The following is a 24,354-nucleotide window of genomic DNA, read 5'->3' as shown; positions in this document are numbered from 1 at the left end:
CTGACCGGCGGGCGGAGCCATCTTGTGCTCTTCCGCCCGAAGGGCGTCCCAGCTGTCCCAGCCGCCCCAGCCGTCCCGATGAGGAGCCCGCGCCCATGCCGACCACCCAGACCACGCCCCTCGTCGCCCGCGGCCTCCTGCTCGACATGGACGGCACGCTGGTCAACTCGGACGCCGTCGTCGAGCTCATCTGGCGCGGCTGGGCCGCCCGGCACGGGATCGACCCCGACGAGGTGATGCGGGTGGCGCACGGCAGGCAGGGGCACTCCACGATGGCGACGGTCCTCCCGGACCGGCCCATGGAGGAGAACTACGCGGAGAACGCCGAACTCCTCGCCGAGGAGACGAAGATCACCGAGGGCATCGTCCCGGTGCCCGGCGCCCCCGCCTTCATGGAGGCCCTGGCGCCGCTGCCGCACGCCCTGGTGACCTCGGCCGACATCGGCCTGGCGACGGTGCGGATGCGCGTGGCGGGCGTACGGATGCCGGACATCCGCATCACGTCGGAGTCCGTGAGCGCCAGCAAGCCGGACCCCGAGGGCTTCCTCAAGGGCGCGGCCGAGCTGGGCTTCGACGCGGCCGACTGCGTGGTGTTCGAGGACTCCCCGGCGGGCGTCGCCGCGGGCCGCGCCGCCGGGATGCGCGTGGTCGGCGTCGGCGAGCGGGCCGCGGCGCTCGAACCGACCGTGCACGTACGGGACCTCACGCAGCTCCGCGTCGAGGCGCTGCCCGACGGCCGGATCGCCCTGCACGTGGCGGCGTGAGCGCGGTGCCGTTACCCCGGTTACTCCTCCTTCAGGGCCTCCTTCGGCGCCGCCTGCTGGACGACCTCGAACGTCCACGCCTCGGCGCCGGACGCCGCGGGCCTCTTCGGCTGCTCGCCGCTCTCCCCGCCCCCGGAGCTCTGCCCGCCGCCCTGGTGTGCGGCCTTGGCCGGACCGGACATCCACGCCTCGAACGCGGCCTCGTCGCGCCAGCGCGTGTAGACGAGGTAGCGGTCGGTGCCCTCGACCGGGCGCAGCAGCTCGAACCACTCGAAACCGTCCGAGCTTTCGACCACCCCGGCACGCGAGGCGAAGCGCTTCTCCAGCGTCTCGCGCTGCTCCTCGGACACGGTCAGCACATTGATCTTCACGATGCTCATGAGCGCCATCCTAGAACCGGGGCTCTCCGGCGAAACCGGCAGATCCCCTTACAAAACTCTTGTCCCTTTCCGGGGGAAGTTGTCAGGTAGCAGGTAGGTTTCTTGCGTCTGACCTCCCGGGTTACGGGACAGGGCTGACAGGACGGAGTACACGGGGCGTGGCGGCGGAGACGGCGGCCGACCGGGCGGAGGGCCCGGGCGGCGACGAGGAGGGGTCGTACGGGCGGCGGTTCGCCCGTCAGCTGGGGCTGGGGACGCGCGGCGGCATGGCTCTGGTGGGGCTGTGGCTGCTCGCGCTCGCGCTGGCCGCGCGACAGGCGGCGGCGGTGCTGCGGCTGCCGCCGGACGAGAGGCTCGTCGACCTCCTCACGTGGATCGGGGACAACGGCGTCCTGCGCGTGCAGGATTCGCTCTACGACGGAGAGACCCCCTTCACCGGGACGCCCTTCGCCGGTTTCGTGCTGAAACCTCTGACGAGGGCGGCGGAGCAGGGCCTCGGTGTCGCGTGGACCATCGGCACCCTGCTGCTCGTCGCCGCCGTGGGCGTCGTCGCGGCACGCGCGCTGCCCCGCTCCGTCTCGCGGCCCGTCTCGCGGCGCACGGCCCTCTTCGCCGTGCCCGTGGCGCTCAGCCTGCTCGTCCTCTCGGTGCCGGTCCGCAACACCTTCCACCTCGGCCAGACCAGCGTCCTGCCGGTGCTGCTGGTGCTCGTCGGCTGGCTGATGCGGGGCGAGGGCAGGCAGTTCGGCGGCGCCCTCATCGGCGTGGCCGCCGCGCTCCAGCCCGCCGTGCTGCTCTTCGCGCCGCTGCTGTGGCTGACGGGGCGGCGCCCGGCCGCGCTCGCCGCCGGCGGAACGTTCGCGCTGTGCACCCTGGGTACCTGGGTCGCGATGCCCGACGACTCGTACGCGTACTGGATACACCACATCGCGGGCGTAGGGCTCGGTGATCCCGCCGACGCGACCGCCAACCAGTCGCTGCACGGAGCCCTGCTGCGGGCCGGGCTGCGCGGGCCGTTCGAGATCGCGCTGCTCGCCGTGCTCGTGGCGGCCGTCGCCTGGCTCGCGCTGCGCCGCGCCGTGCGGTACGCGCGGGACGGGCAGCTCCTGCTCGCCGCCGCCGTCGCGGGCTGCGCCGCCGTCGCCGTCTCGCCGACCGCCTGGCAGCACCAGCAGCTCTGGGTGCTGCTCGCCGTCGTCGGCCGCGTCGGACGGCGCTCCGGGGACCGGCTGGTGTGGCCGGTGTTCGTGGTGCTGGTGATGTCGCTGGACGGCGACGCGCTGGTGCCGAAGGTCAGCGCGCTCACGGCGCTCGGCGACAACGCGGTGCTGCTCGCCGCGCTGCTCGCCGCCTGCGCGATGCCGTTCCTCTCCCGTACGTCCGAGCACTGGGACCGTCCCGAGCGCTCCGGGCTGCTCAGCCGCCCCAACCTGATGCTGGAGCTGCTGCTGATCCGCGTCGGCTACTGGGCGTACTCCTGGGTGCGCGGCCACGCGCCGGACTCGCGGCACCTGGCCGAGGGGCACGGGGACCAGATACTGGCGATCGAGCGCTTCCTCCACATCGACATGGAGCACGCGCTCAACCACCTGGCCGTGCGCACCGGATGGCTGCGGGACTTCTCCGACTTCTACTACACGACGTTCCACTTCCTGGTGCCGATCACGCTGCTCGGCTTCCTCTATGCCCGCCGCCCCGCCCGGTACCGCGAGTCCCGCACCGCGCTCAGCTTCGCCACCCTGCTCGCGCTCATCGGCTTCTGGCTCTACCCGCTCGCGCCGCCCCGCCTGATGCCCGGCCTCGGCTACGTGGACACGGCGCACGGCCCCCAGGACCCCAACAACCCGGACTTCGGGGCGCTGACCGAACTGTCCAACCAGTACGCGGCGATGCCCTCGCTGCACGTCGGCTGGTCGCTGTGGTGCGCCGTGGTCGTCTGGAAGCTCACCGGCAGGTACTGGCTGCGCGCCCTGGGCGCGCTCTATCCGGCGCTCACCTGCTTCGTGGTGATGGCCACCGCCAACCACTACCTGCTGGACGCGGTCGGCGGTGTCCTCGTCGTCTCGGCCGGGTTCGGCATCCAGCGCGTGCTCGCGAAGAGGCTGCCCCAGCGCGACCCCGCCGCGGACGAGGTGAGCGGTGCGGATCCGGACCCGGCACCGGTCGGCCGACGGAGTTCCGGGGCTTCGCGCTAGCGGTAGTTCACCCTCAGCTCCTTGATGCCGTTGATCCACGCGGAGCGGAGGCGGCGGGGGGAGGGGCCCTCCAGGGCGATGTCGGGGAGGGCGTCGGCTATGGCGTTGAAGATGAGGTTGATCTCCACCACGGCGAGGTTCTTGCCGAGGCAGAAGTGCGGGCCGCCGCCTCCGAAGCCGAGGTGGGGGTTGGGGTCGCGGGTGATGTCGAAGACGCCGGGGGAGTCGAAGACCTCGGGGTCGTTGTTCGCGGAGGAGTAGAAGAGGCCGACGCGCTGGCCCGCCTTGATCTTCTGGCCGCCCAGCTCGGTGTCCTGGGTGGCGGTGCGCTGGAAGGAGACGACGGGCGTGGCCCAGCGGACGATCTCCTCGGCGGTGGTCGCGGGGCGCTCGCGCTTGAACAGCTCCCACTGCTCGGGGTGCGTGAGGAAGGCGTGCATGCCGTGGCTGATGGCGTTGCGCGTGGTCTCGTTCCCCGCGACGGCCAGCAGGATCACGAAGAAGCCGAACTCGTCGGAGGTGAGGTTCCCCTCGTCCTCGGCGGCCACGAGCTGGCTCACGATGTCCTTGGCCGGGCACTCCTTGCGGGCCTCGGCCATCGTCATCGCGTAGCCGATGAGTTCGGCGGCCGAGTCGGTGCCGACCTTCTCGGTGATGGCGTACTCGGGATCGTCGTAGGCCACCATCTTGTTGGACCAGTCGAAGATCCGGGCCCGGTCCTCCTGCGGGACGCCGATGAGCTCCGCGATGGCCTGGAGCGGCAGTTCGACTGCGATGTCCGTGACGAAGTCGCCCGTGCCGCGCTCCTTGGCCTCCTCGACGATGCGGGTCGCGCGGGTGCGCAGCGCGTCCTCCAGGGCGCGGATGGCGCGCGGCGTGAAGCCGCGCTGGACGATGCCGCGGACCCGGGTGTGCTCCGGCGGGTCCATGTTGAGCATGATCAGCCGCTGGACCTCGATCTGCTCGCGCTTCATGTAGTCGGCGAAGCGGATGACGGCGGTGTTGAGGTTCGAGGAGTAGATCTCCGGGTGCGTGGAGACCTCCTTGACGTCCGCGTGCCGGGTCACGACCCAGTAGCCGTCGTCCTCGAAGCCGCCGGTGCCCGGCGGCTGGGAGTTCCACCAGACGGGCGCGGTCTCGCGGAGGAGGGTGAACTCGGGGAGGGGTACGCGCTGTTCGTAGACGTCCGGGTCGGTGAAGTCGAACCCGTCGGGCAGCGCGGGACACGAGGACATCGGCGGCTCCACTCCCTGTCTGACGGACCATCAGAATCGCCCTGAACGTAGTAACGGGTTCTACAAGTGGCAAGGGTCACGCCCGGACAACTTGCGTGCGGAGTCTGTGCCGGACTCATGCACGCCACTGCACGACCCTTGCGCGGCGGGGGTCCTGGTTCCCAGACTGTTCGAAGAACTAGAACGCGTACTAGTTGTCAGCGCCGAAGCGCCGAGAGGACGACTCATGGCCGCCGAACCCGTCATCGTCGAAGCAGTACGCACCCCGATCGGCAAGCGCGGAGGAGCCCTCGCCAACCTCCACCCGGCCTATCTGCTGGGCGAGACCTTCCGTGAACTCCTCGGGCGCACCGGCATCCACGCCGACTGCGTCGAACAGATCGTCGGCGGCACCGTGACCCACGCGGGCGAGCAGTCCATGAACCCGGCGCGCAACGCCTGGCTCACCATGGGCCTTCCCTACGAGACGGCCGCCACGACCGTCGACTGCCAGTGCGGCTCCTCGCAGCAGGCCAACCACATGGTCGCCAACATGGTCGCCGCCGGAGTCATCGACATCGGCATCGGCTGCGGGGTGGAGGCCATGTCGCGGGTCCCGCTCGGCAGCGGCTCCAAGCACGGGCCCGGCAAGCCGTTCCCGGACGAGTGGAACGTGGACCTGCCCAACCAGTTCGAGGCTGCCGAGCGGATCGCCCGCCACCGGGGCCTCTCGCGCGAGCGCGTGGACTCGCTGGGGCTGCTCTCCCAGGAACGGGCCGCGAACGCCTGGTCCGAGGAGCGGTTCAAGCGCGAGACGTTCGCCGTGCAGGTGCCCACGACGGAGGACGAGCAGGCCGGCGGGCTCGGCATGTGGCGCCACGTCGACCGGGACGAGGGCCTCCGCGACACCAGCATGGAGGCGCTGGCGGGCCTGAAGCCCGTGATGCCGACGGCCGTGCACACCGCCGGGAACTCCTCGCAGATCTCCGACGGCGCGTGCGCGGTGCTGTGGTCCTCGAAGCGGATGGCCCGGGCCCTGAAACTGAAGCCCCGGGCGCGGATCGTCGCCCAGGCCCTGGTGGGCGCCGACCCGCACTTCCACCTCGACGGGCCGATCGACGCGACGCGTGCGGTGCTGGGCAAGGCGGGGATGTCCCTCAAGGACATCGACCTCGTCGAGATCAACGAGGCGTTCGCCTCGGTCGTCCTCTCCTGGGCGCAGGTCTTCGAGCAGGACCTGGAGAAGGTGAACGTGAACGGCGGGGCGATCGCCCTCGGTCATCCGGTGGGGGCCACCGGCGCCCGCCTGATCACGACGGCTCTCCATGAACTGGAGCGCCGCGACAAGGAGTTCGCCCTCATCACCATGTGCGCGGGCGGCGCGCTCTCGACAGCCACGATCCTGCAACGGCTCTAGAGGGCGTACCCGGTGTGGTGCGCGCACCCGGCGCAGAGGGCTGCGCTTGCCAGCCCTGCGCCTTGCGCAGACCTCCCAAGCACAGCAGGCCTCAGCGGAAGTGCCCCGTCAGGGGCGCGGGGAACTGCGCGACCAGCCACGACGCACCCGCGGTCCGCAGTGCACGGGTCGGGGCAGCCCCTGCCCGGCACCCGGGCAGAGCTCAGCGCAGCTGGTCGTATGACGAGACCACATGGTCGATGAAGCCGTACGACAAGGCTTCGGCGGCAGTGAAGTAGTGGTCGCGGTCCGCGTCGGCCTCGATCTGGGCGACGGTCTTCCCGGTGTGCTCGGCGGTCAGCCGCTGCGTGAGGTGCTTGACGGCGCGGAACTGCTCCGCCTGGATGCGGATGTCGGAGGCGCTGCCGCCCAGCCCCGCGGACGGCTGGTGCATCAGGATGCTCGCGTGCGGCAGCGCGTACCGCTTGCCCCGCGTGCCCGCGCTCAGCAGGAACTGGCCCATCGAGGCGGTGAAGCCCATGGAGAGCGTGGCGACGTCGTTGGGGATGAACTGCATGACGTCGTAGATCGCCAGGCCCGCGGTCACGGAGCCGCCCGGCGAGTTGATGTAGAGGTGGATGTCACGGTTCCGGTCCTCGGCGGAGAGCAGCAGCATCTCGCCGCAGATCCGGTTCGCGATCTCGTCGTCGACCTGCTGCCCGAGCACGATGATGCGCTCGCGCAGCAGCCGCTGGGAGAGCTGTTCGGTGGCGGCGGGGGCGGTGGGCGCGGGGGCGGTGGAGGCCGGTTCGGCGTACATGAGGGTCATGCCTCCAGCGAAGCCGCAGCTCAGCGCATTCGTCCAACAACTTCCCGTGCCGCATTGACAACCTGCCGTTGTCAATCGAGCCTGGAGGCATGGAGCCCGATCTTCCGGGGATGCGCGCGTTCGTGACGGCCGCCGAGGAGCTGCACTTCGGCCGTGCCGCGGCCCGGCTGTTCCTCACGCAGCAGGCGCTCTCCAAGCGGATCCGGAAGCTGGAGGAGGCCCTCGGCGTCCAGCTGTTCGCGCGGACGACGCGTACGGTCGCGCTGACGCCCGCCGGACGCCGGTTCCTGGACCCGGCGCGGGACGCGCTCGTGGCGTACGACGCGGCCGTCGCGGCGGGGCGGGGCGCCGTCGAGCCGCTGCGGATCGACGTCTACGCCGAGCGGTTCACGCCGCTGCGCGTGCTGCGCGAGACGCTGGAGCGGCTGCCCGGCACGCACGTCGAGCTGAGCATGCGGAACGGGCTGGCGCTCGCGCTGCCCGCCGTGGAGAGCCGCGAGCTGGACGCCGCGTTCGGCCGGGCGCGGGACATCGGCAGGCCGTGGCCCCCCGAGCTGGCGCACCGGCCCGTACGGCTGGAGCCGATCCATGCCGCGGTCTTCACGGACCATGACTTCGCGGGCCGTTCGATGCTGCGGATCGCCGAGATCCGCGAGGCGGGCATCGCGATGCCGGACCCGGGCGGCTCCGAGGAGTGGCGCGGCTATCTCACCCGGCTCGCCGAGGAGCTGCGCGTGCCGGTGCGGTTCACCGAACCGGCCGTCGGCGCACGGGGCTACGGGGAGCGGATCCGGCAGGAGCGGCACGCGATCGGCGTGAGCGAGGCGGGCACGGACCTTCCCTTCGACCCGGACCTCCGCCTCGTCCCCCTCGTCGATCCCACGCCGCTGCATCTGTGGTCGGTGGTCTGGCGCCGGGACAACACCTCGCCCCAGCTCCGCGCCCTGCTCAAGGCGCTGCCCTTCCCGGTGCCGCCCGACCCGGCCGACGCGGACGTCTGGCTCCCGGGCCCGGACCGGAAGTCGCTCTCCCGCTAGGCGTCGTCGTCGGGCACCCAGCGCAGCACGTCGCCCGGCTGGCAGTCGAGCGTGCGGCAGATCGCGTCGAGGGTGGTGAAGCGGACGGCCTTCGCGCGGCCGTTCTTCAGCACGGCGACGTTGGCGGGGGTGATGCCGACGGCCTCGGCGAACTCGCCGACGGACATGCCGCGCCGGGCGAGCTGGAGGTCCAGGTCGACGACGATCGCCATCAGACCACCTCGGCCATCTCTGTCTGGAGCTCCGTGGCCTTGTGCAGGAGGCCGCGCAGGACGAGGACGAGCATCGCGAACGCGGCCCCCACGCCGACGCACGCGACCGCGCCCGCCAGCGCGCCCTCCACCTGCATCCCGCCGTCGGGGGAGGGGATCTCGGCCACGGCCAGATGTCCGGCGGCCCCGAGCGCCAGCGCCGTCGCCACCAGTGAGGAGCCGATGACGAGATCGACCCAGCGGAAGGCCCGCGCGGTGAAGATCGCCTCGCGCTCGACCATGGTGAGCAGCATCCAGACGGCGACGAGCGCGACCTGGACGCAGAGGACGCCGAGGATCGCTACCGTCACGTACGGGCCCTCGTACGGCGCGTACGGCGGGAAGACGTCCACCTCGTTCGCCGCCGTCGCGGGGATCACGACGGTCTGCCCGAACAGGCCCAGCAGGATGGCCAGCGCTATGCCGACGCGGAGCGCCGCGATGAGGTATCGGTGCATCGATCGATTGTCGATGGATTTCGCTCGATAATCAATAGATCACCGGTGGCAGGCGTCCGCGATGGCTGCCGTGTCCCAGTAGTACGGGCGGACGTCCGTGATCCGGCCGTCCACCACGGCGACCGTCTGGAGGATCGGGAAGTCGATCTCGCGGCCCGTGGCGCGGGAGCGGGCGTGGACGTCCGTGCGGACCACGACCGTCGGGCCGGTGCCGAGGAACTCCTGGCGGACGAAGTCGAAGACCTCCCACGTCTCGCTCATCGCCCGCACGCACGCCTCGACCCCCGCGTGCCCGCGCCACACCCCGCCGTACGGCAGCCCCTCGGCCTGGTGCAGCACCACCTCGGGCGCGAAGAACGGGGCCATGCCCGCGAAGTCGGCCTTTCCGGGGCCGCCCGCGGCCATGTACGCGGCCTCGGCCGCGTACATGCCGGTGAGGACGGTGACCGAATCCGTTGAATGTTGAATCGTCATGCCGTCAGCGTCCCCGCGTCCGCGTGCGGCTGCTGGCGGTTCCCGGACGTCGTGCTCGCGGTGCCGTCGCGTCGGGCGTCAGCAGGTGAGGCCGCGTCCCGGGCGGGTGTGCAGGAGCTGGGTGAACTCGCGGTAGAGGGAGACGCGGTGGCGCATCTGCTCGGGGTTCGCGCCGTCGCACTCGGCGGGGCCGTTGAGGCTGCGGATGGTCTGGCCGAAACCGCGCCGGTGGACCATGGCCTCGTGCGCGGTCATGGTGTTCGGGCCGTCCTGGGTGTTCCAGTACCAGAGCGCCGTCGCCCAGGCGATCTTCGGGTCGCGCTCGACGAGCCAGGGGTCGGCGAGGAGATCGACGCCGAGCGCGTCGCCCGCGGCCTTGTAGTTGAAGTTCCAGCTGAGCATGATCGCGCCGCGCCCGTAGTAGGCGTCCTCGCCCGCCGGGCAGCCGTACGGCTTCGTCTCGTCGCAGCTGTCCTTCGGCGGGACCTGGGTGACGACGTAGCGCAGCGCGCCCGTCTCGTGGCTGACGTTGGCGAGGAAGGCCGCGGCCTCCTGGCGGCGCACGCTCTTGCTGCCGGTCCGCGCGAACCGGGGGTACGACTCCGTCGCCTCGACCAGCCCCTCGTACGTGAAGAACGGGTCCCGCTCCGGGAACATCCGCTCGAACTGGGCCTCGCTGACGACGAATCGGGGCGGATGGGGACGGTGGTCGGCGGCCGTCGCCGGAAGTGCCGCGAGCAGCAGCGCGCACACCGCCGCGAGTGCGGCCAGTGCGGCCGTGGTGCCTCGTCTCAACACGGGGATCCTCCCTGGGTCATGGGAACCCGGCGAGGATAGGCCGCGTGCGCACTTTGGTACAGACCAATCACGAACCGAGGTAGCGGAGCACCGCGAGCACCCTTCTGCTGTAGCCCTGGGAGCTGTCCAGATCGAGCTTCGCGAAGATCGAGTTGATGTACTTCTCGACCGCGCTCTGCGACAGATGCAGCCGCTGCGCGATGGCCGCGTTCGTGTGGCCCTGCGCCATCGTGCCCAGCACCTCGCCCTCGCGCGGCGTCAGCCGCTCCAGCGGATCGGTGTGCGTGCTGCGCGCCAGCAGCCGCCTGACCACCTCGGGGTCGAAGGCCGTACGTCCCTCGGCCACCCGGTCCAGCGCCTCCAGGAACTCGTCGACCTGCGCCACCCGGTCCTTCAGCAGATAGCCGACGCCGCCCTCGGGGCGGCTCAGCAGTTCGGTGGCGTAACGCCGTTCGACGTACTGCGACAGCACCAGCACCCCGACCCCGGGCCAGCGCTCGCGGATCTCCAGCGCCGCGCGCAGCCCCTCGTCCGTGTGCGTCGGCGGCATCCGTACGTCCACCACCGTCACGTCCGGCGGGTCGGCCGCCACCGCCTCCAGCAGCCCCGCCGCGTCCCCCGCGGTGGCCACCACCTCGTGCCCCTCGTCCGCCAGCAGCCGCGCGAGGCCCTCGCGCAGCAGGGTCGAGTCGTCGGCCAGGGTCACGCGCACGGCAGCTCCGCGGTGATGAGAGTGGGACCGCCGACGGGACTGTCGACGGAGAACCGGCCGTCGAGCGCGGAGACCCGGCGCGAGAGCCCGGTCAGGCCGCCGCCCGCCGGATCCGCGCCGCCGCGCCCGTCGTCCTCGGTCCGTACGGTCACCAGCGTGCCGGACGACGTCACCGTCAGCGTGACGGCGCTCGCGCCCGCGTGCTTGACCGCGTTGGTGACGGCCTCGGCGGCGACGAAGTACGCCATCGCGCGGACGGCGTCCGGGGGTTCGGCCGCCAGGTCGACCGAGAGCCGCACCGGGACGCCCGCGATGCCCGCGCGCTCGGCGACCGTCTCCAGCGCCGCGCCGAGCCCGCCCTCGTCGAGCGTCGCCGGATACACCCGCCAGGCCACCTCGCGCAGCTCCTCCAGCGCCCGCTGTGCCTCCTCGTGCGCCTGGCCCAGCAGCGCGTCCGCCTTCGCCGGGTCGCCGGAGCGGCGGGCCCGCCCCAGCACCAGGCCCAGCGCCACCAGCCGCTGCTGCACCCCGTCGTGCAGGTCCCGCTCGATGCGCCGCCGCTCGTCGTGCACGGCCTCGACCACTCCGGCCCGGCTCTCGGCCAGCTCCCCGATGCGGCGCACGAGTTCGGCGCGGTCGTCGGGCCCGCAGAAGCGGCGGGCGGTCCGGATCTCCAGCAGCGCCACCCCGTACATCCCCTGCACGGACAGGAAGAGCAGGAAGAGACCGGCGCAGGCCGACCAGAAGACGTTCAGCGGGTCATGGATCGTGAGCAGGAGCCAGCCCCAGAGGACCAGCGAGCCGTAACCGGCGCCGATCACTCCGGCGAACAGCACGAGCCCGCCCAGCAGTCCGGGGCCGAGCCGCGCGGTCAGGAAGCCCAGCGCCCGGTGCGGGGACGGCGGCACGGGCCCCAGCTCGGTGTCGTAGCAGCCCGCGATGCGGCGCCGCTCCACCGCCGCCAGTGCGGGGGCCCGGCGGCGTACGGGCGGGAAGAGCGCGGCGGCGAGGAGGAAGAGGAGCCCGCCGACCGCCGTGAGGACGCCCAGGGCCAGACCCAGGGCGATCTTGAACCAGCGGAGGAGGAGGGCGCGCATGAGTGGTCACGTTAGCCGGACGGCGTACGGCCCCGGGACTGCGGAAAACCGCACTTCCGCCCTGTGGCGCGCGGGCTCGTCAGCCGCCCGTCAGGCGTTGGCCCGCACCAGGACGGCGAGCTGCTCACCGGCGAAGCGCAGGGGCTCGTCGTCGCCGGAGACGCGGCACAGCAGCTCGGCGCCTTCGAGCGCGGAGAGGATCGTGCAGGCCAGCGCCGCCGCCCTGGCGCCGGGGATGCCGCCCTCGGTGAGCCTCGCCTCGATCAGTCCGCGCCACTGCTTGAGGGCCTCGTCCGAGGCGTTCTGGATCAAGGGGGAGCGGCCGATGATCTCCAGCGCGGTGGCGGCCACGGGGCAGCCGTCGGTCCAGTCGGAGTCCCGCAGCGTCCCCGCCATCAGGTGCGCGCAGTGCGCGACGGCCTCGGCGGGGTCGGGGGAGGAGGCGAGCCCCTCGCGCAGCAGCCGGGCGAAGTCCTCGGACCCGTGCCGCAGCGCCTCGGCGGCCAGCTCCTCCTTGCCGTGCGGGAAGAAGTGGTACAGCGAGCCGTAGGTGGCGCCCGCCTCCTTGAGGATCCGCTTGATGCTCGTCCCCTCGTACCCCTGCCGCTGGAGCAGCGTCGCCGTCGCCACGACGAGCCGGGTGCGGGTGTCGCTGCGCTCGCGCTCTGCCGTCGCTTCCGTCTCTTCTGTGGCGCTGGCGGTCGTGGCGCTGGCGGTGTCCATGGCCGCCAGCGTACCGAATAGATCGATCGATCTAGTGGTGTACGCTCCCACTGGATCGATCGATCTAGTGGAGGCGAAAGTGGGCAATCCATCCGTTCTTGACGCGCACCCCGGCTTCGGGCGCATGTTCGCTCCCGAGCGGCTGACCGTCGGGCTCTTCCTGCCGCTGTGGCAGTACGCGGGCGACATGGCGGCCATGGAGGGGCAGACGGAGACGGTGCGGCGGGCCGACGAGGCGGAGTTCTCGGCGGTGTGGGTGCGCGACGTGCCGCTCTTCGACCCGGGGTTCGGCGACGCCGGGCAGGTCTTCGACCCCTGGACGTATCTCGCCTGGCTGGCCGCGCACACCCGGCGGATGTCGCTGGCGGCGGGCAGCGCGGTCTTCCCGCTGCGCCACCCCGTCGACCTCGCCAAGCAGGCGGCGTCGATCGACCAGCTCAGCGGGGGACGGCTGGTGCTGGGCGCGGCCTCCGGGGACCGCGCCGCGGAGTTCCCCGCGTACGGGATCGACCACGCCTCACGCGGTGAGCGCTACCGGGACACGGTCGCCTGGTTCCGCGAGCTGACCGAGGCGCGCAGCCCCCGGTTCAGCTCGCCGCTGGGCAGCCTCGACGGCGTCGACCTGCTGCCGAAGCCGTACGCCGGGCGCGTGCCGCTGCTGGTGACCGGCTCCTCGCAGCAGAAGCCGGAGTGGATCGCCGAGCACGCCGACGGCTGGCTGGTCTACCCGGGGGTGAGCCACACCCGCGCCGGTGTGGACGCGCTCGGGCGGAAGGCCGCGGCCTGGCGGGAACTGGTGCCGGGCGGCCGTTTCAAGCCCGTCGCCACCAACGAGTGGATCGACCTGACCGAGGATCCGAAGGCCCGCCCGACGCCGCTGCGCGGCGGCTTCGTCCTGCGGACCGGCTCGGAGGCGCTGGTCGAGCTGCTGCATCAGTGGCAGGAGCGGGGGATCAACCACGTGGCGCTCGGCGTGCAGCACGGCACGCGGCCCGCGGCCGAGGCCGTCGCGCAGCTCGCGGAAGAGGTCGTTCCGCACTTCCCCGCGCTCGCCGGGGCCGCACCGGGGAAGCCCGCGTGGTGACCGGACCGGCGGAGTGCGCGGCCGAACTCGGCGGCCAGGCCTCGGCCCAGACGTTCCGTGAGGCGATGCGGCACTTCCCGACCGGCGTCACGGTCCTGACGACCACCGGCCCGGAGGGCCCGCACGGGATGACGGCGAACGCGGTCATGTCGGTCTCGCTCGACCCGCCGACGCTGCTCGCCGCGATCCACCGCCGGGCGCGTACGCACGCGATCGTACGGACCGCCTCCGCCTTCACCGTCAACATCCTCGCCGCCGACCAGCGGGACCACGCCGAGCTGTTCGCGCGTACGGACCCGGAGGAGGACCCGTTCCTGCGTACGGCGTGGGAGCCCTCGCCCGTGACGGGGAACCCGGTGCTCGGCCGGAGTCTCGCCGTCCTCGACTGCCGGGTGGAGCGCCGGCTCGCCGTCGCCGACCACACGCTCGTCGTCGGTGCGGTGGCCGCCGCGTTCGTCGGACGGCCGGACGCGGCGCCGATGGTCTTCGCACGACGCGAGTTCTGTGAGGTGGCACACATGGGCAGTTGAGCGGGGGAGGGGAGCAACTGAGCGGCACAGAACGGAACGTACGGGGGCGAGAGGGGGTGAAGGGAAGTTGTAAGCGCTGTCGTCGGCGTTGTGGCTGGTCGTGGGCTCGGACGGAGATTCTCCGGTTCGGTGGCGTCAACTCCTCGCGGATCATGCCGGGTCGGGCTTAGCATCAGTGTTCGCATCACGGGGGAACATCCGAAACTTCAGTAACTCCTCCCCCAGGCTCGGACGTTCGCGGACGGGCCTCGCCAGCCCTACCGACAAGCACGACAGGTGTTGCCGTGTCGCAGATATTCCCGTCACGACCAGGCGGGAGGACCACCCCGTGAGGATCGCTCCCCGGCTCGTCCTGCTGGTCGCGGTACCGCTGGTGGTCGCCGTCGCCTTCGCCGGGCGCGCGCTCACCCCGGCGACCAGCCAGGCCGTCCAGGCCAACCGCCTGACGACGATGATCGAGGTCGCCGCCTCGGCGGCCGAACTCACCCACGCGCTCCAGCGCGAACGCGTCGCCGCCACCGCCCTCGTGGCCTCCGAGGGGACCACGGCGCGCTTCCAGAGCCGCACCAAGGCCACCGACCGCAGCGCCGAGCGCTACGAGGAGAAGCGCGGCGAGGTCTCCTCGACGCCCGAGGGCAGCGGCGCCGCGCTGGAGCGGATCGACCGCTCGCTGGCCGAGCTGCCCTCGCTGCGCGCCCAGGTCAGGTCCGGCAGCGGCGCCCTGTCCTCGCTCGCGTTCGGCTACCGCATCGTCGTCGCGGACCTGATCACGTACCGCGACAGCATCGCGCAGGCCGAGGGCGTCGACCCCGGCATCGCGGACCGTATCCGCGCGGCGGCCGCGCTCTCCAAGGCCGCCGAGCACCTGGGCCAGCAGCAGGTCGTCGTGGCCCGCGCGCTCGACGGCGGCGGGCTCACCCCCGCGGCCCAGCGCTCGTTCGACGCCACGCGCCTCGGCTACACGGAGGCCACCGGCGACGTGTACACGCTCGGCCCCGCCGAGTGGCGCTCCTGGCTGGAACGTTCGCTCGCCGGGCCCAAGGCGCTGGCCGCGCAGCGGATGGAGGACGAGGTCGGCCGCAGCACCGCCGGACAGGCGCTCCCGCTCTCCTGGACGAAGTGGGAGGCGAACTCCACCGAGCGCCTCACCATGCTGCACGGCGTCGAGAAGCGTATCGACGCCGCCGTCCTCGACACCGCGAACGAGAAGCGCACCAGCCTCATCTGGTGGGCCGTCGGCGAACTGCTCGCCGTGCTGCTCACCCTGGCCGTCGCGCTCGGCATCGCCTACCAGCTCGGCCGCGCCATGATCCGCCGCCTGCGGCACCTGCGGAACGCCGCGCACGACGTCGCCAACAAGCGGCTGCCCGAGGTCATGACGGACCTCTCCCAGCCCCGCGCGCTCGGCAGCTCCACGCCCGAGCAGATCGCCGAGCGGGCCGGGAACCCGCTGCCCTCGACGGGCAAGGACGAGATCGACGAGGTGGGCCAGGCGTTCAACGCGGTGCACTACGAGGCCGTACGGCTCGCCGCGCAGCAGGCCGCCTCGCACGAGCAGTTCGCCGACACGCTCGTCGGCGTCGCCCGGCGCGGCGCCGTGCTCACCGGCGTCATGGCCTCCCAGCTCGACCAGGTGCAGCGCGAGGAGCTGGACCCCGAGCGCATGGACGTGCTCTTCGCGCTCGACCACCTCGCGATCCGCATGGACCGCAACACCAACAACCTGCTGGTGCTCGGCGGTCACGGGCGCGGCAAGGTCCGCACCGCGGACGCGCCCTGCACGGACGTCGTCTTCGCCGCCGCCCAGCAGATCGAACGGTACGGGCGCGTGACCCTCGGCCACGTCGAGCCCGGCCTCGGCATCGCCGCCCGCTACGTCGACGACGTCGCCCATCTGCTGGCCGAACTCCTCGACAACGCCACCCGGTTCTCGCCGCCCGACACCAAGGTCGGGGTCGCGGCGTGGCGGCTGTGGGACCGCGCCGTGGTGCAGATCGTGGACGAGGGCGTGGGCATCCCCCAGGAGCGCCGCCTGTCGTTCAACACGCGCCTGGCCGAGCCCCGGGCCGACCTCGGCGCGGCCGTGCGCTCCATGGGCCTGCACGTCGTCGCCCGTATCGCGGGGCGGCACGGCATCACCGTCGAACTGCGCGCCTCCTCGGGCCCCGGCACCATCGCGGAGGTCACCCTCCCGGAGAAGTGCCTCGCCGAACTTCCCCGTACCCCCGACCTGCTGGGGGGAGGGGGCCTGCGGGACAAGGCCGTGCAGGAGAAGACCGTGCGCCGGAAGGTGGCCGAGGCCGCCGAGGCCGCCGCCGAGGACGACGGCGCCCCGAAGTCGACGGCCCTGGAGAAGCGGACGCCCGCGGAGACCTCGCCCACGACGGCCGCCTCGCCCACGACGGCCCCGCCTGCGACGGCCATGCCTGCGTCGGCCCCGCCCGCGACGGCCCAGCCCGCTTCGGCCCCGCCCGCGACGGCCGGACCCGTACGCACCGTCTCCGGCGAGCCGCCCGCGGCGGAGTCCACCGGGCCGGCCGGGCCCGCCGTGCCCCCCAAGCCCGCCACCGCCCCTTCGGCGGGGGCGCCGCGCGTGCCGCGTCCCCGGACGGAGGTCCCCACCGAGCCCAGGGTCGCCGGATTCAGCTCCTCCGGGCTCCCGATCCGGCGCCGCGCGCTGCCCGAGGAGATGCCCGGAGCCGCCGCCACGCCCGGGGCCGAGCGCGGCGGCGGCAGGCCGGGCGGCGCCGCGAAGGGCACGAAGAGCGCGAAGGGCGCAGCCAGGAGCGGCGGGACCAGGACCACCCCGCCGCGCCGCCGGGACTCCCGGCAGGTCTCCGACGTCCTCGCGGCCTACGCGCAGGGCATCAACCGGAGCACGCGCAACAAGGGCGGCCGCGAGGCGGGTGCCTCCGCCGACGCCGCCCGCGACACAGACGACAGGTGAACGGAGAACAGAGCACTTCATGACCACCGATTCCGCCAGAGACCTCAGTTGGCTGCTGACCGACTTCGCCCACCGCGTTCCGGAGGTGACCCAGGCCATCGCCGTCTCCGTCGACGGACTCGCCCTGGCCTACACGGGACTGGAGCAGGACGACGCCGACCGGCTCGCCGCCATCGCCTCCGGCATCGTCAACCTGCTCTCCGGCGCCGCCCAGCTCATGGAGGCGGACCCCGTGGAGCACAGCCTGACCGCGATGGAGGGCGGCTATCTCTTCTCGATGGCCGTCTCCACCGGCGCCTCCCTCCTCGTGACCACCACCAGGGAGGCGGACATCGGCGAGGTCAGCTACATGATGTCCGAACTGATCAACCAGGTCGGCGACGCGCTGTCCCCCGCGATGCGCGAGTCCGGCACGCAGCCCGCCTCGTCGTAGGCGCGATCGAATGGGAGCCCCCGTGACAGTGAACGTACGCAGAGCCAGCCGTGCCGCACGCGGCGCGCGCCGGACCGTCTGGGCCGCGGGTCTCGCCCTGACGCTGACCGCCGTCGCGGCCTGCGGCGGCGGTGGCGCCGGGTCGGACGGCGACAAGAAGGTGAAGATCGGCCTGCTCGCTTCGCTGTCGGGCACCTACAAGGCCGTCGGCACGGACATGCGGGCCGGGTTCGAGCTGTACCTCGACACCCACGGCAACAAGCTCGGCGGCCGCGAGGTCGAGCTCTCCGTCGGCGACGAGGGCGACGGGCCGCCGACCGCCGTGCCGGCGGCCACCAAGCTCATCAAGAAGGACCAGGTGGACGTCCTCACGGGCATCGTCGGCGGCGGCTCGTTCAACGCCGTGCTGCCCCTCACCAAGCGGAACAAGATCCCGCTGGTGGGCTCGAACGGCCGCCCCGAGGTCAAGGACGTCAGCAACGTCTGGCACACCAGCTACCTCTCGGACGAGCCCGGCGAGGCCATCGCCAAGCACGTCAAGAAGAAGGTCGACGGCCCCGTCTACGCGATAGGCCCCGACTACCAGGGCGGCCACGACGAACTCCGCGGCTTCACCGAGGCGTTCAAGAAGGCGGGCGGCAAGCTCGCCAACCCGGACGGCAAGACCCGCTGGACGCCGTTCCCCAAGACCACCAACTTCACCCCCTACTTCTCCGACATCAAGAAGTCCGGGGCCAAGGCCGTCTACTGCTTCTACGCGGGCAAGGCCGCGATCGACTTCGTGAAGCAGTACGCCCAGTCCGACGCCGCCGACCTGCCGCTGTACTCGGCCGGGTTCCTCACCGAGGGCAGCACCCTGCCCGCGCAGGGCAAGGCCGCCAAGGACATCTACTCCTCGCTCAACTACGCCGCCGACCTCGACAACGAGGCCAACCGCAAGTTCGTCGCCGACTGGACCGCCGAGCACGACACCTCGCCGACGACCTACGCGATGTCCTCGTACGACGCCGCCGCGATCCTCGACAAGGCCATCGCCGCCGCGGGCAAGGGCGGCAAGGAGGTCACGTCCGAGAGCATCAACAAGGCCATCGACGGACTCGGCCAGATCGAGAGCCCGCGCGGCACCTGGGAGTTCGGCGACCGTACCCACGCGCCCGTCCAGAAGTGGTACCTCCGCCAGGTCAAGCCCGACGGCAAGAAGCTCGCCAACGTGATGGTCGAGGATCTCGCCACGCTCGGCGACTGAGGTCCGTACGGTGGGTGCACTCGACGCGCACTTCGTCCCGGCGGTCGACGGCGTGGCCTACGGGCTGCTGCTGTTCGTCGTCGCCGCCGGGCTGAGCCTCGCCTTCGGCACGGCGGGCGTGCTCAACCTGGCACATGGCACGCTCTACGCCGTCGGCGCCTATACGGGCGCCGAGCTGAGCGACGGCACGTGGGGCGGGCTCGCGCTCGGCCTCGCCGTGGGCACGGCGGGCTCTGCCGCCGCCGGGGTGCTGCTCTCGGTCGCGACCGCGCCGCTCTCCAGGCGGGGCCACCTCGCGCAGGCCCTCCTCACCTTCGGCCTCGCGCTGATCGGCGGCAACCTGCTGATCGAGTTCTTCGGCGCCGACGAGATTCCGGTACGGGTGCCGGAGGTGCTGGACTCCTCGACGTCCCTGCTGGGTCACCGGTACCCCACCTACCGGCTGGTGTTCGTGGCGATGGCGTTGGTGCTCGCGGCGGTCGGCACGTTTGTGCTGAACCGTACGCGTGCCGGGGCCGCCGTGCGGGCCGCCGCCGACGATCCGGAGATGCTGGCCGCCGTCGGGATCGGGCCCCGGGCCGTGCACACCGGTGTGCTGGCGGCGGCGGGCGCGCTTGCCGGTGCCGCCGGAGTGCTGGGCGCGCCCATCGTCGGGCCCGGCCCCGGCACGGCCGACACGGTGCTGATGCTCTCCCTGGTCGTCGTCGTACTGGGCGGCCTCCGCTCCCTCTGGGGCACCCTCCTCGCCGCCGTAGCCGTCGGCGAGGTCCAAACCCTGGGCGTCTCCCTCGCCCCTGACTGGGCCCCGTACTTGCTCTTCGCCGCAATGGCGGTGGTGTTGACTGTCCGCGCCCGTACCGGGGGCATCCCGGAACCGGGCGGCGGGCCCGACCACGCGCGTACCCGGCATCGGCGGCTGCGCTTGCCAGCCCTACGCCTTGCGCAGACCTCCCAAGCACAGCAGGGAGAAGTGGAGGGATCCCTTCAGGGGCGCGGAGTCGGGGATGCCCCGGCCGGTGCCACGCCGGGTGCGGCCGCGTCGCGGTTGCGCGCGCAGTTCCCCGCGCCCCTTCGGGGCGCAGCTGAACGTCTCCGTTCTGTGCTTGGGAGGTCTGCGCTGAGGCGCAGGGCTGGCAAGCGCAGCCGCCATTCCGGGTACCGGAAATCTGCCGGGGCGCTGATCGCCCTCGTGGCGGCATGCGCTGTCGTGCCCTACGTCCTCGACGAGTACAGCATCACCCTCGCCGGGTACGCCCTCGCGCTCGGACTGGTCGCGGTGAGTGCCGGGATCATGACGGGGTATGCGGGGCTGCCCACGCTGGGGCAGACCGCGCCGTTCGCCGTGGGCGCCTACGCGACCGCGCTGGCAGCCGATGCCGGGTGGACGACAGGAGTCGTGCAGCTCGCGATCGCCGGGGCCGCGGCCGCACTCTTCTCCGCGGTCACCGGACCCGCCGTGATCAGGGCCCGCGGCACGACCGTACTCATGATCACCCTCGCCGTCGGCGAACTGACCAGCACCGCCATCGGCCAGATGAAGTCCGTGACCGGCGGCACGGACGGCCTCGCCGGGTTCCCGGCGCCCGTACCGCTGTGGGGACTTGAGGAGCTGTCCGACGAGACCGCCGTCTACGGCTACGTACTGGCCGCGACGGCGGTCGTCCTCGCCGCGACCCTCGTGCTGCTGCGTTCCCCGGCGGGCACGCTGCTGACCGGGACGCGGAGCGCGGAGGCGCGGATGCGGGCCTCCGGGCACCCCGTGGCCCGTTATCTGCTGATGGCGCACATCGGCGCGGGCGTCCTGGCCGGGGTCGGCGGCTCGCTGATGGTCACCGTCCAGGCGTACGTCTCCCCGGCGGACGTCGGTTTCGAGATCGCCGCGCTCGCGCTGCTCGCCGCCGTCATCGGCGGTACGACCTCCGTCGTCGGGGCCGTGCTCGGCGCCGGGCTGATCGTCTTCACCCGGGACTGGCTCTCCAGCGCCTGGCCGGGGCACGGCCCGCTGCTGCTGGGCGCGCTGTTCGTGGTCGCGGTGTACGCGCTGCCGCGCGGACTGGCGGGCGTACGGCTGCCGTTCGCGTCGCGCCCGGTCCCACCGGCGAAGGAGGCCGTATGACGGACGACTCCGGGCTCGCCCTCACCGGGCTCAGCCGCCGCTACGGCAGCCTCACCGCCGTCGACGACGTCTCCCTCACTCTCCCGCCGGGCGCCCGGCACGCGGTGATCGGGCCCAACGGCGCGGGGAAGTCGACCCTGTTGAACCTCATCGCCGGTACGGTCCGCGCGCACCAGGGCCGGGTCGTCCTGGCCGGCCGCGACCTCACGCGCGCCGGGCCCGCGCGGCGCGGACGGCTCGGGATCGCCCGCAGCTTCCAGCAGCCGTCCGTGTTCGCGGACCTGACCGTACGGGAGAACCTCGTCCTGGCCGTCTGGCGGCACCACCCCCGGCGGCGGGGCGCCTGGCGCAGCCCGGCCCGGTACCGGGAGTGCGCGGCCGAGGCGGAACGGCAGCTGGAGGCCGTCGGGCTGCGCGCGCTGGCCGACGCGCCCGCGTCCACGCTCTCCCACGGGCAGCGGCGGCTGGTGGACCTGGGCGCCGCGCTCGTCGCCCGGCCGCGCGTGCTGCTGCTGGACGAACCGGCGGCGGGGCTCACCGACGACGACGCGGAACGGTTCGTGGAGCTGCTCGGCGCGCTCCCCGACGACGTCGCCGTCCTGCTCGTCGAGCACAACACCGAACTGGTCGCCCGGCTCGCGGACACCGTCACGGTGCTGGTCGAGGGGCGGGCGCTGGTCACCGCGCCCACGGGGGAGGCGCTGAGCCATCCCGCGGTCCGCCGCGCCTACCTCGGCACGGAAGAGGAGGACGAGGCGTGCTCGAACTCAGCGGAGTGACCGCCGGATACGACGGCGGCACCGTCCTGCACGGCGTCGGCCTGTCCGTGCCCGAGGGCAGCGTGCACGCGGTCGTCGGGCACAACGGCGCGGGCAAGAGCACCCTCGTGCACGCCGTCGCCGGGCTGCTCGCGCCCGCGTCCGGCACGGTCCGCGTGGACGGCGCCGACGTGACGGGCCTCGCCGCGCACCGCGTGGCGCGCGCGGGTGTCGGGCTCGTGCCGCAGGGGCGGCGGGTCTTCGCCGGGCTCACGGTGAACGAGCATCTGCGGCTCTCGTACCGGGGGAAGGGCGAGTGGACGCCGGACCGTGTCCTCGAACTGCTGCCCAGTCTCGCCGGGCGCCGCGGCCACCGGGGCGGTCAGCTCTCCGGCGGCGAGCAGCAGATGCTCGCCCTCGCGCGGGCGCTGCTGGGGGCGCCGCGCGTGCTCCTGCTGGACGAGCCGACGGAGGGGCTGGCGCCCGTCGTCGTACGCCGGGTGCGCGAGGTCGTCGTCACCCTCGCCGGAGAGGGGATGGCCGTGCTGCTGGTCTCGCCGAGCCCCGCCTTCGCCGCGGAGTGCGCGGACGAGGTGAGCGTGCTCACCGCGGGGCGGCTGACCGGGCACTTCTCCGGGCCCGACGTGCGGGCCGACCCCGAACCGCTGCGGGACGCGCTGGCGTTGACCCGCGCCTGACCTCCACGACAGAAAAGGTGACACCGTGCCGCGCCACGCCCTGGATCCCACTGAACAGGCCGAGATCTGCGCCGAGATCGGCGGAGTGCTCGGCGGCGGCCTCCCCGACGGCTGGGCGAGGGCGACCCTCCGGTGGGCCGAACTGGCCGTCGGCGGCTCGTCGGCGTCCCTCGCCGTCGTGGCGGAGGACGGCAGCAGCCTCACCGCGGCGGGCATCCCGCGGGGCATCACCGAGCTGTGCCGGAAGCTGCGGCTGGGGATGTACACGGAGAGCGGCGGCACCTGGTTCACGCTGACCTACACGCTGACCCCGGAGCGCTACTCGGTCCATTTCGAGTTCGACGACGAGCCGGACGCGCCCTCCTTCACGCCCGAGAACTATGCCAAGGACCTCGCGTACTTCCCCCGCGCGGAGGAGAACGTCCCGGAGTGGCTGCGGAAGAAGGTGGACGGACTCCCCAACGTCTACGGGGCCGTGCACCCGGAGTTCGGCGGACCGGACGACACCCTGGGCCCCTCGCTGGAGGAGTTCGCCGCCGTCCTGTCCGGGGCGGGCTGGGAGACGGGACCGAGCGACCGGTTCCGCGGCGAGCTCGCCCTCTCCACCGACTGGGCCAGCCTCGGCACGCTCTCCAGGCCCGACCTCATCCGCTTCTCGGGCCAGGTCGAGCCGGAGCGGTGGGAGGAACTCCACACCCTGCTCACCGGGTTCGGGTGGAACGTCGGCATGTCGTGCTACGAGCCCCGGGGCGGCGACCTCGTACGGGAGTTCCCGACGCCCCGGGAGATCGGGCACTGAGCTCGCGGCCTGCCTGGGCCGTGTCCGGCGGATCAGGGCTGGGCAGGGGCTGCCCCGCCTGTCCGTCGCAGGCCGCGCGTGCGTTGTGGTTGCTCGCCACGACGCAGCCGCAGTCTGCAACGCGCGGCACGGGGCAGCCCCTGCCCAGCGGTCACGGCCTAAGGCCTGCCTAAGGCCTGTCCAGGGCCTGGCCGCCGAAGCCGCTGCTGCGGGCGTCGCCCTGGTGCTGGCGCTGCCACCACGCCTCCAGGTCCGGTTCGCGCATGGCGGCCCAGTCCGGGGTGTTCTCGACCTGGGCGTGGCCGAGGCGGCGGCCGAGGGCGACCATGGTGGCGCCGACGGAGGTGCGGTCGGCGTCGTACGCGGCGAGGACCGTCTCCAGGTCGCCGTCGCCCGCGCGCCAGGCGGCCTCCAGGGAACAGGCGTCCTGGAGCGCCTTCACGCTGCCGCCGCCGGTGTGGGGGCGGGCGACGGTGGCGGCGTCGCCGACCAGCAGGAGGCGGCCCGTGGCGTAGTGCGGCACCTCCATGTCGTAGATCGGCTGGACGAGCGTGTCCTCGACCGGGGTGCTCAGCACGCACTCCGCCCAGACCGGCGGGAAGTGCTCGGCGACGAGCGCCCGGAGGTGCTCCGTGAGGTCCTCGGTGAGACGGCCCGGGGGGAGCGAGGTGGGGGTGCGCAGATCCGGCTGGGTCCCGTCGAGCGGGGGCGGCACCGTGTACAGCACCCAGTTGACCCGGTGCTCCCCGTCGGGGCCCGGGATGCGGTAGATCATGCAGTGGCCGCCGGGGAAGACCACGATGTGCGCGTCGGTGCCGGGGCCCTCGCCGGGGGAGCTGCCGCGCCAGGCGAGATAGCCGGAGTAGTCGGGGCTCAGCTCGGGGAACATCGTGTTCCGGACCACCGAGCGGTAGCCGTCGGCCCCGATCACCGCGTCGAAGCGCTCCGTACGGTCGTCGCTCCCGTCCTCGCCGAACCGCAGGGTGACGCCGTCGGCGTCCGGCTCGACGGCGGCGACCTCGGCGTCCGTACGGTAGTCGACCCCGTCGGGGACCCGGCGGCGCAGCTCGTTCCAGAGGGAGCCCCAGCCGTAGGCGCGGAACGGGAAGGGGTGGGTGGCTATCGCGCGGCCCTCGGGGGTCTCCCCGTCCCGAACGGTCCATATCCGGCGGTTCAGTTCGGCCCAGGGCATCGCCGCGTCGACGTACCCGGCGGCCTCCAGCTCCGCGTAGCGGTCGTTGTGGAGGCTCACGCCGACACCGCGGGAGCGGAGCTCGCCCGCGGCGCGCTCGAAGACGGTGACGCGCGCGCCGCCGCCCCGCGAGACCGCCAGGGCCGCCGCGCACCCCGCGATACTGCCGCCCACCACCGCCACGTTCAGCAGCACCATGCCTGTCTTCCTCCGTGACGCTATG

The 24,354-nt window shown here is 72.8% G+C and carries 24 protein-coding genes; 13 read left to right on the top strand and 11 right to left on the bottom strand.

From position 1 onward, the window contains the following. Nucleotides 1-95: 95 nt before the first annotated feature. Nucleotides 96-764 (top strand): HAD-IA family hydrolase, encoded by a 669-nt coding sequence (locus tag ACGF3A_RS29625; protein ID WP_393733444.1) that lies wholly within the window; start codon nt 96-98, stop codon nt 762-764. 20 nt (nt 765-784) lie between these two features. Here the strand turns inward: ACGF3A_RS29625 and ACGF3A_RS29620 are convergent, their stop codons facing one another. Further along, nucleotides 785-1,144, bottom strand: coding sequence for an antibiotic biosynthesis monooxygenase family protein (locus ACGF3A_RS29620; protein ID WP_393733443.1), 360 nt, complete (start codon nt 1,142-1,144; stop codon nt 785-787). A 158-nt stretch (nt 1,145-1,302) separates the two neighbouring features. Here ACGF3A_RS29620 and ACGF3A_RS29615 point away from each other — a divergent pair, with 158 nt between their 5' ends. Beyond that, nucleotides 1,303-3,339 carry a bifunctional glycosyltransferase 87/phosphatase PAP2 family protein gene (locus ACGF3A_RS29615; protein ID WP_393733442.1) on the top strand — a complete coding sequence of 679 codons (2,037 nt, stop codon included), beginning with the start codon at nt 1,303-1,305 and terminating at the stop codon, nt 3,337-3,339. On the opposite strand, the gene ACGF3A_RS29610 is transcribed toward ACGF3A_RS29615, so the two are convergent. Further along, nucleotides 3,336-4,574, bottom strand: coding sequence for a cytochrome P450 (locus tag ACGF3A_RS29610; RefSeq protein WP_393733441.1), 1,239 nt, complete (start codon nt 4,572-4,574; stop codon nt 3,336-3,338). The two genes, ACGF3A_RS29615 and ACGF3A_RS29610, sit on opposite strands and share 4 nt — an antisense overlap. Before the next feature lie 226 nt (nt 4,575-4,800). Here ACGF3A_RS29610 and ACGF3A_RS29605 point away from each other — a divergent pair, with 226 nt between their 5' ends. Next, a complete protein-coding gene (locus ACGF3A_RS29605) occupies nt 4,801-5,970 on the top strand; it encodes a steroid 3-ketoacyl-CoA thiolase (RefSeq protein ID WP_393733440.1) in 1,170 nt (389 codons plus the stop codon). Between the two features lie 202 nt (nt 5,971-6,172). Here the strand turns inward: ACGF3A_RS29605 and ACGF3A_RS29600 are convergent, their stop codons facing one another. Further along, nucleotides 6,173-6,778: an ATP-dependent Clp protease proteolytic subunit gene (locus ACGF3A_RS29600; protein WP_393733439.1), complete on the bottom strand. Its 606-nt coding sequence runs from the start codon at nt 6,776-6,778 to the stop codon at nt 6,173-6,175. An 89-nt stretch (nt 6,779-6,867) separates the two neighbouring features. Here ACGF3A_RS29600 and ACGF3A_RS29595 point away from each other — a divergent pair, with 89 nt between their 5' ends. Next, on the top strand, nt 6,868-7,815 hold the full coding sequence (locus ACGF3A_RS29595; protein WP_393733438.1) for a LysR family transcriptional regulator: 948 nt from the start codon (nt 6,868-6,870) through the stop codon (nt 7,813-7,815). Here the strand turns inward: ACGF3A_RS29595 and ACGF3A_RS29590 are convergent. The 7 genes from ACGF3A_RS29590 to ACGF3A_RS29560 all read right to left on the bottom strand — a co-directional run bounded on the left by ACGF3A_RS29590 (nt 7,812) and on the right by ACGF3A_RS29560 (nt 12,328). Beyond that, a complete protein-coding gene (locus tag ACGF3A_RS29590) occupies nt 7,812-8,027 on the bottom strand; it encodes a helix-turn-helix domain-containing protein (RefSeq protein ID WP_393733437.1) in 216 nt (71 codons plus the stop codon). The genes ACGF3A_RS29595 and ACGF3A_RS29590 overlap by 4 nt on opposite strands. Beyond that, a complete protein-coding gene (locus tag ACGF3A_RS29585) occupies nt 8,027-8,524 on the bottom strand; it encodes a DUF2975 domain-containing protein (protein ID WP_393733436.1) in 498 nt (165 codons plus the stop codon). Before ACGF3A_RS29585 ends, ACGF3A_RS29590 begins: the two co-directional genes overlap by 1 nt. Before the next feature lie 39 nt (nt 8,525-8,563). Continuing rightward, a complete protein-coding gene (locus ACGF3A_RS29580) occupies nt 8,564-8,998 on the bottom strand; it encodes a nuclear transport factor 2 family protein (protein WP_393733435.1) in 435 nt (144 codons plus the stop codon). Between the two features lie 78 nt (nt 8,999-9,076). Then, nucleotides 9,077-9,796: a chitinase gene (locus tag ACGF3A_RS29575; RefSeq protein WP_393733434.1), complete on the bottom strand. Its 720-nt coding sequence runs from the start codon at nt 9,794-9,796 to the stop codon at nt 9,077-9,079. A 67-nt stretch (nt 9,797-9,863) separates the two neighbouring features. After that, nucleotides 9,864-10,508 (bottom strand): response regulator, encoded by a 645-nt coding sequence (locus tag ACGF3A_RS29570; protein WP_393733433.1) that lies wholly within the window; start codon nt 10,506-10,508, stop codon nt 9,864-9,866. Beyond that, complete coding sequence (locus ACGF3A_RS29565; RefSeq protein WP_393733432.1) at nt 10,499-11,605, bottom strand: sensor histidine kinase; 1,107 nt, start codon at nt 11,603-11,605, stop codon at nt 10,499-10,501. Before ACGF3A_RS29565 ends, ACGF3A_RS29570 begins: the two co-directional genes overlap by 10 nt. A 90-nt stretch (nt 11,606-11,695) precedes the next feature. Then, on the bottom strand, nt 11,696-12,328 hold the full coding sequence (locus ACGF3A_RS29560) for a TetR/AcrR family transcriptional regulator (protein WP_393733431.1): 633 nt from the start codon (nt 12,326-12,328) through the stop codon (nt 11,696-11,698). 79 nt (nt 12,329-12,407) lie between these two features. Between ACGF3A_RS29560 and ACGF3A_RS29555 the strand changes: the two genes are divergently transcribed. From ACGF3A_RS29555 to ACGF3A_RS29515, 9 genes are all read left to right on the top strand, one after another. After that, complete coding sequence (locus ACGF3A_RS29555) at nt 12,408-13,412, top strand: LLM class oxidoreductase (RefSeq protein WP_393733430.1); 1,005 nt, start codon at nt 12,408-12,410, stop codon at nt 13,410-13,412. Further along, entirely contained in the window at nt 13,406-13,942 is a 537-nt protein-coding gene (locus ACGF3A_RS29550) for a flavin reductase family protein (protein ID WP_393733429.1), read from the top strand. Before ACGF3A_RS29555 ends, ACGF3A_RS29550 begins: the two co-directional genes overlap by 7 nt. A 328-nt stretch (nt 13,943-14,270) precedes the next feature. Beyond that, entirely contained in the window at nt 14,271-16,889 is a 2,619-nt protein-coding gene (locus ACGF3A_RS29545; RefSeq protein WP_393733428.1) for a nitrate- and nitrite sensing domain-containing protein, read from the top strand. Nucleotides 16,890-16,908: 19 nt separating this feature from the next. Next, nucleotides 16,909-17,322 carry a roadblock/LC7 domain-containing protein gene (locus tag ACGF3A_RS29540; RefSeq protein WP_393733427.1) on the top strand — a complete coding sequence of 138 codons (414 nt, stop codon included), beginning with the start codon at nt 16,909-16,911 and terminating at the stop codon, nt 17,320-17,322. Nucleotides 17,323-17,350: 28 nt separating this feature from the next. Next, entirely contained in the window at nt 17,351-18,568 is a 1,218-nt protein-coding gene (locus ACGF3A_RS29535) for an ABC transporter substrate-binding protein (protein ID WP_393733838.1), read from the top strand. A gap of 10 nt (nt 18,569-18,578) precedes the next feature. Beyond that, nucleotides 18,579-20,684 carry a branched-chain amino acid ABC transporter permease gene (locus tag ACGF3A_RS29530; protein WP_393733426.1) on the top strand — a complete coding sequence of 702 codons (2,106 nt, stop codon included), beginning with the start codon at nt 18,579-18,581 and terminating at the stop codon, nt 20,682-20,684. Beyond that, entirely contained in the window at nt 20,681-21,463 is a 783-nt protein-coding gene (locus tag ACGF3A_RS29525; protein ID WP_393733425.1) for an ABC transporter ATP-binding protein, read from the top strand. The genes ACGF3A_RS29530 and ACGF3A_RS29525 overlap by 4 nt, the downstream gene beginning before the upstream one ends. Next, entirely contained in the window at nt 21,442-22,140 is a 699-nt protein-coding gene (locus tag ACGF3A_RS29520; RefSeq protein WP_393733424.1) for an ABC transporter ATP-binding protein, read from the top strand. The genes ACGF3A_RS29525 and ACGF3A_RS29520 overlap by 22 nt, the downstream gene beginning before the upstream one ends. Nucleotides 22,141-22,165: 25 nt before the next feature. Next, the gene (locus ACGF3A_RS29515) at nt 22,166-22,939 is read left to right on the top strand and encodes a hypothetical protein (RefSeq protein WP_393733423.1); all 774 of its coding nucleotides are present in this window, start codon (nt 22,166-22,168) and stop codon (nt 22,937-22,939) included. A gap of 169 nt (nt 22,940-23,108) precedes the next feature. On the opposite strand, the gene ACGF3A_RS29510 is transcribed toward ACGF3A_RS29515, so the two are convergent. After that, nucleotides 23,109-24,329, bottom strand: a complete 1,221-nt coding sequence (locus ACGF3A_RS29510) for an FAD-dependent monooxygenase (protein WP_393733422.1) — start codon at nt 24,327-24,329, stop codon at nt 23,109-23,111. Nucleotides 24,330-24,354: the final 25 nt, after the last annotated feature.

It is taken from the genome of Streptomyces sp. NPDC048172, assembly GCF_043202595.1.
Lineage (GTDB): Bacteria > Actinomycetota > Actinomycetes > Streptomycetales > Streptomycetaceae > Streptomyces.
The sequence above is the reverse complement of the archived record's forward strand: the minus strand, read 5'-3'. Positions and strand labels throughout refer to the sequence as shown.

Bases quoted from the DNA above. Each gene is read 5' to 3' on its own strand.
- ACGF3A_RS29625 (WP_393733444.1), top strand. From the start codon at position 96: ATGCCGACCACCCAGACCACGCCCCTCGTCGCCCGCGGCCTCCTGCTC.
- ACGF3A_RS29620 (WP_393733443.1), bottom strand. From the start codon at position 1,144: ATGAGCATCGTGAAGATCAATGTGCTGACCGTGTCCGAGGAGCAGCGC.
- ACGF3A_RS29610 (WP_393733441.1), bottom strand. From the start codon at position 4,574: ATGTCCTCGTGTCCCGCGCTGCCCGACGGGTTCGACTTCACCGACCCG.
- ACGF3A_RS29605 (WP_393733440.1), top strand. From the start codon at position 4,801: ATGGCCGCCGAACCCGTCATCGTCGAAGCAGTACGCACCCCGATCGGC.
- ACGF3A_RS29600 (WP_393733439.1), bottom strand. From the start codon at position 6,778: ATGACCCTCATGTACGCCGAACCGGCCTCCACCGCCCCCGCGCCCACC.
- ACGF3A_RS29595 (WP_393733438.1), top strand. From the start codon at position 6,868: ATGGAGCCCGATCTTCCGGGGATGCGCGCGTTCGTGACGGCCGCCGAG.
- ACGF3A_RS29590 (WP_393733437.1), bottom strand. From the start codon at position 8,027: ATGGCGATCGTCGTCGACCTGGACCTCCAGCTCGCCCGGCGCGGCATG.
- ACGF3A_RS29585 (WP_393733436.1), bottom strand. From the start codon at position 8,524: ATGCACCGATACCTCATCGCGGCGCTCCGCGTCGGCATAGCGCTGGCC.
- ACGF3A_RS29580 (WP_393733435.1), bottom strand. From the start codon at position 8,998: ATGACGATTCAACATTCAACGGATTCGGTCACCGTCCTCACCGGCATG.
- ACGF3A_RS29565 (WP_393733432.1), bottom strand. From the start codon at position 11,605: ATGCGCGCCCTCCTCCTCCGCTGGTTCAAGATCGCCCTGGGTCTGGCC.
- ACGF3A_RS29560 (WP_393733431.1), bottom strand. From the start codon at position 12,328: ATGGACACCGCCAGCGCCACGACCGCCAGCGCCACAGAAGAGACGGAA.
- ACGF3A_RS29540 (WP_393733427.1), top strand. From the start codon at position 16,909: ATGACCACCGATTCCGCCAGAGACCTCAGTTGGCTGCTGACCGACTTC.
- ACGF3A_RS29525 (WP_393733425.1), top strand. From the start codon at position 20,681: ATGACGGACGACTCCGGGCTCGCCCTCACCGGGCTCAGCCGCCGCTAC.
- ACGF3A_RS29510 (WP_393733422.1), bottom strand. From the start codon at position 24,329: ATGGTGCTGCTGAACGTGGCGGTGGTGGGCGGCAGTATCGCGGGGTGC.